The sequence below is a fragment of the Hydrocarboniphaga sp. FW305-C-57 genome (genome assembly GCF_058783045.1).
This window is the reverse complement of record NZ_JBYSYG010000009.1, coordinates 35440-49495: the sequence shown is the minus strand read 5'-3', so window position 1 is coordinate 49495 and position 14056 is coordinate 35440. Positions and strand designations below refer to the sequence as shown.

General features: G+C 67.5%; 12 protein-coding genes. All 12 read right to left on the bottom strand.

Annotation, left to right across the window (positions count from 1 at the left end; genetic code table 11):
- From AC3WUM_RS17615 to rsmH, 12 genes are read right to left on the bottom strand one after another with little or no spacing between them, the layout of a single operon-like run.
- Positions 1-972 (bottom strand): D-alanine--D-alanine ligase, encoded by a 972-nt coding sequence (locus AC3WUM_RS17615; RefSeq protein WP_492411801.1) that lies wholly within the window; start codon positions 970-972, stop codon positions 1-3.
- The gene (gene murB, locus AC3WUM_RS17610) at positions 969-1880 is read right to left on the bottom strand and encodes a UDP-N-acetylmuramate dehydrogenase (protein WP_492411799.1); all 912 of its coding nucleotides are present in this window, start codon (positions 1878-1880) and stop codon (positions 969-971) included. Before murB ends, AC3WUM_RS17615 begins: the two co-directional genes overlap by 4 nt.
- On the bottom strand, positions 1877-3307 hold the full coding sequence (gene murC / locus AC3WUM_RS17605; protein ID WP_492411797.1) for a UDP-N-acetylmuramate--L-alanine ligase: 1431 nt from the start codon (positions 3305-3307) through the stop codon (positions 1877-1879). The genes murB and murC overlap by 4 nt, the downstream gene beginning before the upstream one ends.
- Complete coding sequence (gene murG / locus AC3WUM_RS17600; RefSeq protein ID WP_492411795.1) at positions 3301-4368, bottom strand: undecaprenyldiphospho-muramoylpentapeptide beta-N-acetylglucosaminyltransferase; 1068 nt, start codon at positions 4366-4368, stop codon at positions 3301-3303. The genes murC and murG overlap by 7 nt, the downstream gene beginning before the upstream one ends.
- Entirely contained in the window at positions 4365-5630 is a 1266-nt protein-coding gene (gene ftsW / locus AC3WUM_RS17595; RefSeq protein ID WP_492411794.1) for a putative lipid II flippase FtsW, read from the bottom strand. The genes murG and ftsW overlap by 4 nt, the downstream gene beginning before the upstream one ends.
- The gene (murD, locus tag AC3WUM_RS17590) at positions 5627-7009 is read right to left on the bottom strand and encodes a UDP-N-acetylmuramoyl-L-alanine--D-glutamate ligase (protein WP_492411793.1); all 1383 of its coding nucleotides are present in this window, start codon (positions 7007-7009) and stop codon (positions 5627-5629) included. The genes ftsW and murD overlap by 4 nt, the downstream gene beginning before the upstream one ends.
- The gene (mraY, locus tag AC3WUM_RS17585; protein ID WP_492411791.1) at positions 7006-8091 is read right to left on the bottom strand and encodes a phospho-N-acetylmuramoyl-pentapeptide-transferase; all 1086 of its coding nucleotides are present in this window, start codon (positions 8089-8091) and stop codon (positions 7006-7008) included. Before mraY ends, murD begins: the two co-directional genes overlap by 4 nt.
- Positions 8091-9479, bottom strand: coding sequence for a UDP-N-acetylmuramoyl-tripeptide--D-alanyl-D-alanine ligase (locus AC3WUM_RS17580; protein WP_492411789.1), 1389 nt, complete (start codon positions 9477-9479; stop codon positions 8091-8093). Before AC3WUM_RS17580 ends, mraY begins: the two co-directional genes overlap by 1 nt.
- A complete protein-coding gene (locus tag AC3WUM_RS17575; protein WP_492411787.1) occupies positions 9476-10984 on the bottom strand; it encodes a UDP-N-acetylmuramoyl-L-alanyl-D-glutamate--2,6-diaminopimelate ligase in 1509 nt (502 codons plus the stop codon). The genes AC3WUM_RS17580 and AC3WUM_RS17575 overlap by 4 nt, the downstream gene beginning before the upstream one ends.
- Positions 10981-12816: a peptidoglycan D,D-transpeptidase FtsI family protein gene (locus AC3WUM_RS17570; RefSeq protein ID WP_492411785.1), complete on the bottom strand. Its 1836-nt coding sequence runs from the start codon at positions 12814-12816 to the stop codon at positions 10981-10983. Before AC3WUM_RS17570 ends, AC3WUM_RS17575 begins: the two co-directional genes overlap by 4 nt.
- On the bottom strand, positions 12813-13151 hold the full coding sequence (gene ftsL / locus AC3WUM_RS17565; protein WP_492411783.1) for a cell division protein FtsL: 339 nt from the start codon (positions 13149-13151) through the stop codon (positions 12813-12815). Before ftsL ends, AC3WUM_RS17570 begins: the two co-directional genes overlap by 4 nt.
- Positions 13148-14053: a 16S rRNA (cytosine(1402)-N(4))-methyltransferase RsmH gene (gene rsmH, locus AC3WUM_RS17560; RefSeq protein WP_492411781.1), complete on the bottom strand. Its 906-nt coding sequence runs from the start codon at positions 14051-14053 to the stop codon at positions 13148-13150. Before rsmH ends, ftsL begins: the two co-directional genes overlap by 4 nt.
- Positions 14054-14056 lie beyond the last annotated feature (3 nt).

The window sequence follows — 14056 nt, the reverse complement described above, 5'->3', positions numbered from 1 at the left end:
TCAGATCGTTCCTTCGGAAGACAAAGTGGTTTGCAGGATTCGCCAGCACAGATCGGCGAACGAAAGGCCGACGGCCTTGGCGGCCATCGGCACCAGCGAATGCGAAGTCATGCCCGGCACCAGGTTGGCTTCGAGCAGCCAGGGACGTTGCTGCTCGTCGAGCAGGAAATCGATGCGTCCCCAGCCGCTCGCACCGAGCAGATCGAAGGCGCGCAGGCTCAGCGCCTGGATCTCGGCTTCGAGCGCAGCGGGCAAGCCGCTCGGACAGTGGTAGCGCGTGTCGTTGGAGATGTACTTGGCGTTGTAGTCGTAGAACTCGCCATCGGGCTCGATACGGATCGTCGGCAGCGCCTGGCCGTCGAGGATCGCGCAGGTGTATTCACCGCCGCGAATCTCGCGTTCGGCCAGCACCACGCGTGGACGATCTTCGTATTCGCCCGCCGCCTTGCGATACGCAGACACTGCGGAGGTCGCGAACTTGACCTTGCTGATGCCGACGCTCGAACCCTCGGCGGCCGGCTTCACGAAGTACGGAAAGCCGAGCTGCGTTCCGGCCGCGAGCGCGTCCTCGTTCGAGCGCAGCACGAGCCATTCGGGCGTCGGCAGGCCTTCGGATTTCCAGATGCGCTTGGTGCGCAGCTTGTCCATCGCGAGCGCGCTCGCGAGCACGCCGCTGCCCGTGTACGGAATGCCGATCAGGTCGAGCACGGCCTGCACGGTGCCGTCTTCACCGCCGGTTCCGTGCAGCACGTTGAAGGCGCGATCGAAACCTTCGTTCTTGAGTCCGAACAGGCGCGCAGGCGTGAGGTCCACCGCATGCGCGTCGACGCCGCGCGAGCACAGCGCTTCGTGCACGGCTTCGCCGCTCCAGAGCGCGACCTGCCGTTCGGACGACCAGCCGCCCATGAGCACGGCGACCTTGCCGAAGTCTTCGGGACGTGAGGCGTGAGGGGTGAGAAGTGAGGCGTTCACAACGGCTCTCCTACGACTCGAACCTCGGGATGCAGATCGATGCCGGTCTGCTCGCGGACTTCGCTGCGAATCTTTTCGATGAGTGACTCCACGTCGGCCGCTTTGGCGCCGTCGTCGGTGACGATGAAATTGGCATGCAGCTTCGAGACTTCCGCTCCGCCGATGCGCGCGCCCTTGAGCCCGCAGCTTTCGATCAGACGCGCCGCGTGATCGCCCGGCGGATTGCGGAACGTGCTGCCCGCGCTCGGCTTGCCGACGGGCTGAGTGGCCTTGCGGCGCGCGAGCCATTCACGCGTCACGCGCTCGTGCTCGCCGTGCTCGTCGTGCGCCACGCGCAGGCGCGCACCGAGAAAACCGAGGAAACCGTTCGGCAGATCGACATGCCGATAGCTCCATGAAAAATCGTGCGGCTCGAGCCACTCGGCGCGGCCTCCGCGGAACACCGCTTCGACCGCGATGACCTGCGGCCAGGTCTCGCCGCCCCAGGCGCCCGCGTTCATCGCGAGCGCGCCGCCGACCGTTCCCGGAATGCCGGCCATGAAACCGAGTCCCGCGCGCTTGTGCTGCTGCGCGAACTTGGCGAGCCGCGCGCAGTGCACGCCGGCTTCGGCGTAGATCTCGAATTCACCGGCCGAGACCAGGCCGTCGAGCGCGCCATGCAGCGAAATCACGGTGCCGCGAAAACCGCCGTCGCGCACGAGCAGGTTGCTGCCGAGCCCGAGCCAGAGCACCGGCTCTTTCGCGGGCAGGCGCGCGATGAACTGCAGCAGATCGTCGCGATCGGCCGGCTCGAAGAAGCGATCGGCCGGACCGCCCACGCGCCAACTCGTGTGCAGCGACAGCGGCTCGTGCTCGCGCAGTTCGCCGCGCACGCTTTGCCGTGACGATGGGCTCGCAGTGCGGTTCACGCCGGCACTCCGAATTGCTTGATCAAGGTGGCCGGCAAGCCGCCGATGTCGCCCGCTCCGAGCGTCAGCAGCAGATCGCCGTCCTGCAGCACGCCGGCGAGCGCATCGGGCAAATCGGCGACCGACTTCACGAAGACCGGCTCGACCTTGCCGCGCGAACGCACGCAGCGCGCGAGCGAGCGGCTGTCCGCGTTGGTGATCATCTCCTCACCGGCCGCGTAGACCTCGGTCAGCAGCAGGCCGTCGGCCTCCGACAGGATCAGGCAGAAGTCGTCGAACAGATCGCGCGTACGCGTGTAGCGATGCGGCTGGAACGCGACCACGAGACGACGCTGCGGATGCGCCGCGCGCATGGCCTGGAAGGTCGCCGCGATCTCGCGCGGATGATGGCCGTAATCGTCGACCACGAGCGCGCTTCCGCCTTTCGGCAGCGCGACGAGTCCGTGCGGCTCGCAACGACGGCCGATGCCCTGGAACTCGAGGAAGGCCTTGCGAATCGCTTCGACGCCGACGCCGAGCTCGAGCCCGATCGCGATCGCGGCGAGCGCGTTCTGCACGTTGTGCAGGCCCGGCAGGTTCAGATGCAACTCGGCGCGCAGGCCTTCGCGCGTAACCAGATCGAAATCGTGTCCGCTGCCGACCGCGCGTATGTTCACCGCGCGCACGTCGGCTTGTTCGCTGAGGCCATAGGTCAGCGTCGGCCGCCCGATTTCGGTGATCAGCTCCGAGATCACCGGATCGTCGATGCACAGCACCGCGAGGCCATAGAACGGCAGCCGGTGCAGGAACTCGACGAAGGTGTCCTTGAGCGTGTTGAAGTCGCCGCCGTAGGTTTCGAGATGATCGGCGTCGATGTTGGTGACCGCCGCCATCAGCGGAGACAAGTGCAGGAACGAGGCGTCGCTCTCGTCCGCTTCGGCGACGAGATAGTGGCCGGCGCCGAGGCGCGCATTGGTGTCCGCGCTCTTGACCTTGCCACCGACGACGAAAGTCGGATCGAGCCCGCCTTCGGCGAGCACCGCGGCGACGAGACTCGTGGTGGTGGTCTTGCCGTGCGTTCCGGCGATCGCGATGCCGTAGCGGAAGCGCATGAGCTCGGCGAGCATCTCGGCGCGGCGCACGACGGGTATGCGATGCGCATGCGCGTAGGCGACTTCCGGATTGCTGGCCTTCACCGCCGTCGAGCAGACGACGACGTCCGCGCCCTCGGTGTTCTGCTCGGCGTGGCCGAAGAAGATCTGCGCGCCGAGCGAGGCGAGGCGACGCGTGGCGGCCGACTCCTTGAGGTCGGTGCCCGAGACGCGATAGCCCAGGTTGAGCAGCACCTCGGCGATGCCGGCCATGCCCGATCCACCGATGCCGAGCATGTGCACGCGACGCACGCGACGCATCTGCGAAAGCGACGACGTGAAGCTGGGGTTCACCATACCTGGCCTCCAGCGGCGAGCACTTCGTGCGCGATCTCGCGCGTGGCCTGCGGCCAGGCCCTGGAACGCGCGGCCTGCGCCATCTGCAACAACTTGGCGCGGTTGCCGAGCAGGTCGCGCAGCAGCGCGGCGAGGCCTTCGGCATCGAGTTCGCGCTCCTGGATCAGCACGGCCGCGCCCGCATCGGCGAGATAGCGTCCGTTGGCGGTCTGGTGATCGTCGACCGCATGCGGAAACGGCACCAGCACGGAGGCGCAACCGGCCGCGCAGAGCTCGGCGATGGTCGAAGCACCCGAACGGCAGACCACCAGATCGGCCCAGGCATAGGCCGACGGCATGTCGTCGATGAAGGATTCGATGCGCGCCATCACGCCTGCATTCGTGTACGCCGCGCGGGCGACGTCATAGGTGCGGCCGGCCTGATGACGAATCTGCGGGCGCTGCGTATCGGGCAGCAGCGCGAGCGCGGCGGGCACGAGTTCGTTGAGCGCACGCGCGCCCTGGCTGCCGCCGAGCACGAGCACGCGCAAGGGCTGCTGGCGCTCGGCCAGCCGTTCTTCGGGCGACGGCAGCTCGGCGATCGCCGCGCGCACCGGATTGCCGACCGTGTTCGCCTGGCGGAACGTGCGCGGAAACGCTTCGAGCACCTTGTTCGCAATCACCGCGAGGCAGCGATTGGTGAGGCCCGGCGCCGCGTTCTGCTCGTGAATGACGAGCGGCACGCGGGCTAGGCGCGCGGCGAGGCCGCCCGGACCGCTCGCGAAGCCGCCCATGCCGAGCACCACGTCCGGACGCCGGCGACGAATGATGCCGCGCGCCTGGCTCACCGCCTTCCAGATCAGCAGCGGAGCGCCGAGCAAGGTCTTCCAGCCTTTGCCACGCAGGCCGCGCACGTCGATGGTTTCGAGCTCGAAGCCCTGCGGAACCACGGTGCGCGCCTCGAACGAATCGGGCGCGCCCATCCAGACGATCTCGTGCCCGAGCGCCCGCAACTCGTGCGCGACCGCGAGCGCGGGGAACACATGCCCTCCGGTGCCGCCGGCCATGATCATCACGTTCATGGGGCTTCTCCGATGCCGAGAGACGGCGAACGGGAGACGGGAGATGCAAACGCTTCGTCGGCCTGCGCCGAGGCCGTGCTTCTACGCCTCCCGTCTGCCGTCTCCCGTCTGCCGCCCGCGGACAGCAGACGATTCTCGTAATCGACGCGCAGGATCAGCGCGAGCATCACGAGCACGCAGATCAACGAAGCGCCGCCGTAGCTGATCAGGGGCAGCGTGAGTCCCTTGGTCGGCAGCGCGCCCATGTCGACAGCCATGTTGATGAGCGCCTGCAACCCGAGCCAGGTCGACAAGCCGTAACAGACGTAGGCCTTGAAGCGCTCGCCCGCCGCTTCGGCGCGGCCGCCGATGACGAAGCCGCGCCAGACCACCAGCGCGAACAGACCGATCAGCACGAGCACACCGAGCAGGCCGAACTCCTCGGCGAGGATCGCGAAGATGAAATCGGTGTGCATTTCGGGCAGGTACAGCAGCTTCTGCACGCTGTTGCCGAGACCGACGCCGGTGACCTCGCCGCGACCGATCGCAATCAGTGAATTCGCGAGCTGCCAGCCGCTGTTGTTGATGTCGGCGAACGGGTGCAGGAAGCTCATCATCCGGCGTACGCGATACGCCTCGGCGAAGGCGACCAGGGTGAGCAGGCTGCTGCCGGTGACCATCAGCACGAGCAGGTGCCAGAGCTTCGCACCGCCGAGAAACAGCATGACGAAGGCCACCGTCAGCAGGATCACGGTCGCGCCGAAGTCCGGCTCCAGGATCAGCAGCGCGCCCGCGACGAGCAGCGGCAGGAACGGCAGCAACAGGCCCCGCCATTCGTTCTGCAGGCGCGCCTGCCGGCGCACGATGTAACCCGACAGGTAGACGATCAGCGCGAGGCGCGCGAGCTCCGAAGGCTGCATGCGGATGAAGCCGAGGTCGATCCAGCGACGCGCCGCGTTGACCTTGATGCCGATGCCCGGAATCAGCACGATCACGAGCAGGAGCACCGCACTGATCGCGATCAGCGCGCTCTTGCGCTCCCAGAAATGCATCGGCACGAGGAACGCGCCGAACGCGGCGACGCCGCCGATGCCGACGAACAACAGCTGGCGCCAGAAGTAATGGAACGGAGCGCCGGTCATCTTCTCGGCCTGCGCGACCGATGCCGAGGCCACCATGATCAGCCCCCAGGACAGCAGCAGCGCGATGCCCGCGAACATCGGCCCGTCGAGTCCGACGCGGGCACGCGGGAGCGTGAAGAACTTTTGTGCAAGCGTGATCATGCGAGTGCCTTCACCGCCTGCGCGAAGCGCTGGCCGCGTTCGACGTAGTTCCTGAACTGATCGAGGCTCGCGCAGGCCGGTGACAGCAGCACGCGGTCACCGGCCTGCGCGAGCGACTGTGCACGCAGCACCGAGGCCTGCAGGTCGGCCTCGCGATAGACCGGCAGCGCGCCGAGAATGGCGTCTTCGATCGCCTGCGCATCCTGTCCGAACAGCACGGCGGCGCGGCCCTTCTGCGCGAGCGGTTCCGCGAGCGGCGAAAAGTCCTGCCCCTTGCCCTGCCCGCCTCCGAGCCAGACGATCGGACCCGACAGGCCTTGCAGGGCCGCGAGCGTCGCGCCGACATTGGTGCCCTTGGAATCGTCGAGCCAGACCACGCCGTGGGTTTCGGCGACGAAGGCGCAGCGATGCGGCAGGCCGGCGAATTCGGTCAATGCGCGCAGGCTGTGTTCGCGTGCGATGCCGGCGGCATCGGCGAGCGCGAGCGCGGCAAGTGCGTTGGCTGCGTTGTGCAGGCCCTGGATTTTGAGCGCGGACAACGGCAACAGCATGTCGTCGTCATCGAAAAGGGCGTAGGGCGCGTCTTGATCCACCGTCGTTCCATCGCCGAGGCGGGTCGAGACCCGCCCTACGTGGTATCGGCCGGCTTCGATGCCGAAACTCATGGCGTTCGCCGGCGCATGACACATCACCAGTGCATCTTCGACGTTGACTACCGCGACTTCGCAGTGCGCGAAGATGCGCGCCTTGACCGCGGCGTAATGCTCCATCGTTCCGTGGCGATCGAGATGATCCTGCGAGAGATTCAGGTTCGCGGCCGCGCGCAGCTTGAGCGTGTGCGTGGTTTCAAGCTGGAAGCTCGACAGTTCGAGCACGTAGAGCTCGCAGTCGCTCGCGAGCAGGTCGAGTGCCGGCACGCCGAGATTGCCGCCGACCGCCGCGCGCAGGCCCGCGGCCTTCGCCATCTCGTAGACGAGCGTGGTGACCGTGCTTTTGCCGTTCGATCCTGTGATCCCGATCACCGGCGCATCGGCCTCACGCGCGAACAGCTCGACGTCACCGATCACCGGAACACCGGCCGCGATGAGCTCGCGCACGAAGGGCTCGTCGAGCGAAACACCCGGAGAAACCACGGCTTCGTTGAATTGACTCAGCGGCTGCGAAGCGCTGAACGCACCGAGGCGAAACACGACTTGCGGAAACTCCGCGCGCAAGGCCGCGATGCCCGCAGGCTCCGCACGCGAATCGGTCACCGTGATCTGCGCGCCGGTGCGCGCGAGATAGCGCAGCACTGAGACACCGGACAAGCCGAGCCCGACCACCAGCAGATGCCGGCCGGCGTAGGACTTCGTCACGGTGGGGCGCGCGATCGTGTTCATCGGATCTTGAGTGTCGACAATCCGATCAGCACGAGAATCAAGGTGACGATCCAGAAGCGCACGATGATCTTGGGCTCGGGCCAGCCCTTGAGTTCGTAGTGATGGTGCAGCGGGGCCATGCGGAAGATGCGCTTGCCACCGGACCACTTGAAATAGCCGACCTGGATCATCACCGACAGCGTTTCGGCGACGAACACGCCGCCCATGACCACCAGCACGAGTTCCTGGCGCACGAGCACCGCGACCACGCCGAGCGCGGCGCCGAGCGCGAGCGCGCCGACGTCGCCCATGAACACCTGCGCCGGGTAGGCGTTGAACCACAGAAAGCCCAGCCCCGCGCCGCCGATCGCGGTGCAGAAGATCGCGAGTTCGCCGACGCCGGCGATGTACGGAATGCCGAGGTAGTTCGCGAACTTCACGTTGCCCGTGCAATACGAGAACACCGCGAGGGCCGACGCCACGAGTACGCAGGGCATGATCGCGAGGCCGTCGAGGCCATCGGTCAGATTCACCGCGTTGCTGGTGCCGACGATGACCAGATACGCCCAGATCACGAAGAAGCCGCCGAGCGGCAAGGCCACGTCCTTGAGCATCGGCACGATCAGCAGCGTCTCGGCCGGCGTCTTGGCGGTCAGGTAGATCGCGATCGAGGTGCCGAAGCCGGCCAGCGAAAGCCAGAAATACTTCTGCTTCGCGGTCAGGCCGAGATTGCGGCGATACTTGATCTTGATGTAGTCGTCCGCGAAGCCGACGAGCCCGAACGCCACCGTCACGATCAGCGCGAACCAGACGAAGCGGTTCGACAGATCGGCCCACAGCAGCGTGGCGACGCTGATCGCCGCGAGGATCAGCACGCCACCCATCGTCGGCGTGCCGGTCTTGGCCTGGTGCGATTTCGGGCCGACTTCGCGAATGACCTGCCCGAACTTGAAGTCGTGCAGCTTGCGGATCAGCAGCGGCCCGAACGTGAACGAAAAGATCAGGGCTGTCAGCACGCCGAGTATCGCGCGCACGGTCAGGTAGCCGAACACATTGAAGCCGCTGATATGCGTTTTCAGCGCTTCGGCCAGGTGATAAAGCATCAGTGCACTCCCCCGTCGGCGCCGCCCACCAGCGCCTGAACCACAGCTTCCATACGCGCAGAGCGCGATCCCTTGACCAGCAAAGTCAGCGGCGAGACGCAGGCCGCGACATCAGCCCGCAATGCCGCGATGAGCTGCTCATGCGTTGCGAACACGCGCGTGCCCTCGCCGAAACCGGCTGCGTAATGCGGCGACATCGCGCCGGTGACGTAGAGCCGATCGAGCCCGAGCGCACGCGCGCTCCGGCCCGCTTCGACATGCAGCGATTCGGCCGTCGCCCCGAGTTCGGCCATGCCGCCGAGCACGGCCCAGCGCTCGCCGGGCAGCGCCGCGAGCAGCTGCAGGCCGGCGGCGAGCGAAGTCGGATTGGCGTTGTAGCTGTCGTCGATGAGCCTCGCGTTCGGCGCGATGCGCTTCCAGGCCACGCGACCGCTCGGCGCCTGCACTTGCGCGAGACCGGCCGCGATCACCTCGGCCGACAGGCCGAGAGCGTAAGCCGCGGCGGCGGCCGCGAGCGCGTTGAGCACGTTGTGGCGGCCCGGCAGCGGCAGGTTCACGTCGGCCTCGCCGTTCGGCAGGCTCAGCGTGAAGCGCATGCCGTTGCGTCCATCGTCGATCGCATAGCTCTCGATGCCATCGGCACTCACGTCGGCATCGGCCGACAGGCCGAAGCGAATCTGCTGCGCGTTTCCTGCGAGGGTTGACCACAGCGGCGCGTAGACATCGTCCGCGTTGATGATCGCGACGCCCTGCGGTTGCCGCGCGATCGCGGCGAACAGTTCGCCCTTGCCGCGCGCGACACCATCGCGCGAGCCGAAGCCTTCGAGATGCGCATCGCCGGCCTGCGTGACGATGCCGATCTGCGGCTGCGCGATCGCGGCGAGCGCTTCGATCTCGTGCAGATGATTCGCGCCGAGCTCGATGACGGCGGTCGCGTAGTCGTCGCGCAGGCGCGCGAGCGTCAGCGGCACGCCGATGTGATTGTTCAGATTGCCTTCGGTGGCGAGCACCGGTCCGCGCGCGGCGAGCACCGCGGCGAGCAGCTGCTTGGTCGTGGTCTTGCCGTTGCTGCCGGTCACCGCGACGACCGGGTTCGCGAAATCGCCGCGCCAGGAACGCGCGTAGTCCTGCAAGCCCGCAAGCGTGTCGCCGACGAGCACCTGCGGCAGCGCGACGCCGATGGCGCGCGAAACCAGCGCGCCGACCGCACCGCGCTGGCGCGCCTCGTCGAGATAATCGTGACCGTCGAAGCGATCGCCGACGAGCGCGACGAACAAGTCGCCGGGCTGCAACTGGCGCGTATCCGAAATCACGCGCGAAAAGCCGGCGTCGGCACCGGTCAGTGGCGCGTTCAGACGGCGTGCGAGATCGGCGAGCGTCGGCGTCATGCGTGCGCTCCCAAGGTCGAGCCGCCGAGCAGCTGCGCGACGTACAGGCGATCAGAGTACGCGCGCTTTTCGCTGCCGATGATCTGGTAGTCCTCGTGCCCCTTGCCCGCGACGACGACCACATCGTGCTCGCCGGCCTGATTGACGGCCGTGCGGATCGCTTCGACGCGGTCATGGATGACCGGCGCCACGATGCCGGCCGGCAGGCCTTCGAGAATCTGCTGCGTGATCGACTCGGGCGATTCGGTGCGCGGATTGTCGTCGGTGACGATCAGCGCATCCGCGTGCGCGGCCGCGGCGGCGCCCATGAGCGGACGCTTGCCATTGTCGCGATCTCCACCGCAACCGAACACGCACCAGAGCTTGCCGCCGGTGTGCGCGCGCACGGCCTTGAGAATCTGTTCGAGCGCCTGCGGCGTATGCGCGTAATCGACGACCACGAGCGGCTTGCCCGCGCCGCCGCGAAAGCCTTCGATGCGGCCCGGCACCGTCTGCGACTGCGAGAGCGCTTCGACGACGGCCTGCAGCGGCACGTCGGCCGCGAGCAGCGCAGCGGCGGCGGTCATGAGGTTGTAGGCGTTGAAACGTCCGAGCAGCGGCGCATCGAGCTGCGCACGGCCCGCATGCGTGTCGAGCACGAGGCTCAATCCACGTCCATGCAGCTTCAGCTCGCGGCCGATCACGTAGCGCGGCGTCGCAGGCTCGTCGCCATCGAGACCGTAGGACGTGAGTCGCGAGGCGTGAGACGTGAGGCGTGAGAACTCATCGATCCAGCGCGCGCCGGTCGCATCGTCGCGATTGAGGATCAGCGTGCGACCGTCGTCCGGCTCGAACAGCTTGCGCTTGGCGGCCGCGTAGGCTTCGAGCGTGCCGTGGTAGTCGAGGTGATCGCGCTGCAGGTTCGTCAGCGCTACCGCATCGAAGGCGATGCCACCGACGCGGTTCTGGTCGAGCGCATGCGAGGACACTTCCATCGACACGGCGCTGCAACCGCTTTCGACCATTTGCGCGAACCAGCGCTGCAGCGAAACCGGATCGGGCGTCGTGTGGCTCGCGTCGGCGAGCGCGGCAAGCCGGCCGTAGCCGATCGTGCCGATGTACGCGGCCGGACGGCCGAGCCGATCGAAAGCCTGGGCGACCAGATGCGCCGTCGAAGTCTTGCCGTCGGTGCCGGTGACGCCGAACGTGAATGCGCTGTTCGAAGGCTCGCCGTAGAAACGCGAGGCGATCGCGCCGACGCGCTGTGCGAGCGATTCGACCGCGAATTCGGGCACTCCGAGCTGCGGCGGCGCGATGCCGCTCGCCGGCTCCCAGGCGATCGCCGCGGCTCCGTTTTCGACCGCCTGCGGCGCATGCGCGAGCCCATGCGCAGCGCTGCCGCGCACAGCCAGGAACAGATCGCCCGGCGTGACCGCGCGCGAATCGAGCGTCAGGCCACTCACGCTCAGATCCGGCACAGCGGCGCCGAATCCATCGAACAAGGCCTTGAGCGCGAGCGACTTCAACGCAGCACCTCGGCCACGCCGCCGCCACTGCCGACCTTGGCGATCGAACCGGCAGGCTGCGTCGCCGGAATCACCGGCATCGGCTCGTCGGGCGGAATCTGCAGCAAGCGCAGCGCGCCTTGCATGACCGTCGAGAACGCCGGTGCGGCGACCAGGCCACCGAAGTAGCCGCCTTCACCGGGCTCGTCGATCAGCACCAGGCCGACCAGGCGCGGATGCTCGGCCGGCACCATGCCGATGAAGGCCGACTGGTAGCGCTTGCTCGCGTAGCCGCCGGTGTCCGACACCTTGTGCACGGTGCCGGTCTTGCCGGCGATGCGATAACCCGGAATCGCGGCGCGGCTGGCGGTGCCTTCCTTCGACACCACGCCCTGCATGAGACGGCGAACCTGGCGCGCGGTCTCGGCCGACACGGTGCGCTGCGGCGCCACCGGCTCGCCGCCCTTGACCAGACGCAGTTGCGGCATCAGGCCGTCGTTCGCAAGCCCGCAGTAGGCGCGCACGAGATGCATCGAGGTCAGCGACAAGCCATAGCCGTACGAAGCGGTGGCGGTGGCGATGGTTCCCCACTCCCGGAAGTTGCGCAGCACCGGGCTCGCTTCGCCCGGGAAACCCGAATGGATCGGATCGCCGAAGCCGAATTTCTGATAGCCGTTCCAGACCGCCTCGGGGCCGATCTGCAGACCGATCTTGGCCGCGCCGACGTTGGATGATTTGGTCAGGATCGACATCAGGTCCATGTCGCCGTGCGAATGCGTGTCGCGCACGGTCAGCGCGCCGACCTTCCACCAGCCCGGACCGACGTCGTAGTGGTCGTCGGACTTGACCGCGCCGATGTCGAGCGCCTGTGCGATCAGCAGCGGCTTGACCGTCGAACCGGGCTCGAAGCTGTCGACGATCGCGCGGTTGCGCAGTGCGCCGCCGACCTTGCGCTCGTCCGGATTGTTCGGGTTGTAGCCGGGCTGGCTCGCCATCGCGAGGATCTCGCCGCTCTTGACGTCGGCGACGACGATGAGCCCGCCCTTGGCGTTGAACTTGGAAACCGAATTCTTGAGCTCGCGATAGGCGAGATACTGCAGCCGCAGATCGATCGTGAGCGCCAGGTCCTGGCCCGGCTGCGCGGGCTTGGCGTCTTCGGTGTCTTCGACGATGCGGCCCTTGGCATCGCGGATCACGCGGCGCGAACCGCTCTGCCCGGTCAGCAGCCTGTTCTGCGCCACTTCCATGCCTTCCTGGCCACGGCCGTCGAGATTGGTGAAGCCGACGAGCTGCGCGGCGACTTCACCGGCCGGGTAATAGCGGCGGTATTCGCGCTGCGCGAACACGCCGGGCGCCTTGATCGCGAGCAGGCGCTTGGCCTCGTCCGGGTTCATCTGGCGCTGCAGATAGACGAACTGCTTGTTCTCGCGCTCCTTGAGGAACTGCGTCAGGTCACGCGGCTTCAGGTTGAGCATGCGCGCGATCGCCTCGACGTGGCCGGCCGAGGCGAGCAAGGCCTTCGGCACCGTCCAGATCGAATCCACCGGAGCCGACAGCGCGAGCGGCTCGCCGCGACGATCGCGAATCGCGCCACGGCCGCCTTCGAGCGTGACCGTGCGCACGTGGCGCTTGCTGCCCTCGCGCGTGAGGAAATCGTTCTCGAGCACCTGCAGCTGGAACGCGCGCGCGAACACGCCGGTCGCGCCCACGCACAGCAGGCACAGGACGAGCACGCGCCGCCAGGGCGCCACCGGCTGCACCTTGTGCGGCGCCGCGTTCGGAATCGCGCCCGCGCCGCGCCCGCCGCCACTGCGCGCGTTGCTGCCGCGTTCGTGCTTGAGGTAAGGCTTCACTGGCCATCCCTGCGCAGACCGCGTGCGCGCGGCTGCTCGACGACGACGTAGTCGCGCGGCTCGGACATGCCGAGCTGATCGCGTGCGAGCGCTTCGATACGCCCGTGATTGGCGAGTGCCGCATCTTCGAGCTGCAGCTGGGACCATTCCATCTCGAGCCGATCGCGCTCCTTGCGCAGGCGCTCGATCTCGGTCGTCTGCAGGCGGTTCTCATGCTTCACGCGCACGACCGCGAGCGCGCTGAGGATCACCGCGACGGCCAGGAACATCGGCAGCAGCATCGATTGCCGGGACACGGGAGACGGGAGACGGGAGACGTTCTTGCGCTCGCTCACGAGACTTTCTCCGCGACTCTCAACACGGCGCTACGCGCACGCGGATTGATGTCGCATTCGGCGTCGGTCGGAAAGTCGCGTGAAACGCGGCGCAGCGTGACTTGCGTCTCGCGTCTTGCGTCTCCCGTCTCCCGGCTGTCGCGAATGAAGCGCTTGACGATGCGATCCTCGAGCGAATGGAAGCTGATCACCGCGAGCCGTCCGCCCGGCGCGAGCACTTCGGCCGCGGCGCCGAGCGCCTGCGGCAGCACGTCGAGCTCGCGATTGATGTAGATGCGAATGGCCTGAAAGCTGCGCGTGGCCGGATGGATCTTCTGCCGCGGCCCCGGCATCGCGCGCGCGATGATCTCGGCCAATTGCGTCGTCCGCGTGATCGGCGCCTGCGTGCGCGCCTCGACGATGCGACGCGCGATGCGCCGGCTCGCGCGCTCTTCGCCGTACTGGTACAGCACGTCGGCGATCTCGTCGTCCTTGGCACGCGCGAGCCATGAAGCAGCCGGTTCGCCGACCGCAGTGTTCATGCGCATGTCGAGCGGGCCGTCGCGCAGGAACGAAAAGCCGCGCTCGGCATCGTCGAACTGCGGCGACGACACGCCCAGATCGAGCAGGATGCCGTCGATGCGACCGACCAGGTCGAGCTCGCGCGCAAGCTGCCCGAGCTCGCCGAAGTTGCGATGGTGGATGCGAAAGTTCGCGCGACCGGCGAAGCGCTCGCCGGCCGCGGCGATCGCGGCCGGATCCTGATCCATCGCATGCAGAAAGCCGCTCTCGCCGATCGCGTCGAGAATGGCCTTGCTGTGCCCGCCGCGGCCGAAGGTGCCGTCGAGATAAATGCCGCCGGGCCGCGGAGCCAGACCGGCCAGGGCTTCGTCGAGCATCACCGGACGGTGCGGATCGGCCATCGA

Bases quoted from the DNA above. Each gene is read 5' to 3' on its own strand.
- murG (WP_492411795.1), bottom strand. From the start codon at position 4,368: ATGAACGTGATGATCATGGCCGGCGGCACCGGAGGGCATGTGTTCCCC.
- murC (WP_492411797.1), bottom strand. From the start codon at position 3,307: ATGGTGAACCCCAGCTTCACGTCGTCGCTTTCGCAGATGCGTCGCGTG.
- rsmH (WP_492411781.1), bottom strand. From the start codon at position 14,053: ATGGCCGATCCGCACCGTCCGGTGATGCTCGACGAAGCCCTGGCCGGT.
- mraY (WP_492411791.1), bottom strand. From the start codon at position 8,091: ATGCTTTATCACCTGGCCGAAGCGCTGAAAACGCATATCAGCGGCTTC.
- AC3WUM_RS17580 (WP_492411789.1), bottom strand. From the start codon at position 9,479: ATGACGCCGACGCTCGCCGATCTCGCACGCCGTCTGAACGCGCCACTG.
- murD (WP_492411793.1), bottom strand. From the start codon at position 7,009: ATGAACACGATCGCGCGCCCCACCGTGACGAAGTCCTACGCCGGCCGG.
- ftsW (WP_492411794.1), bottom strand. From the start codon at position 5,630: ATGATCACGCTTGCACAAAAGTTCTTCACGCTCCCGCGTGCCCGCGTC.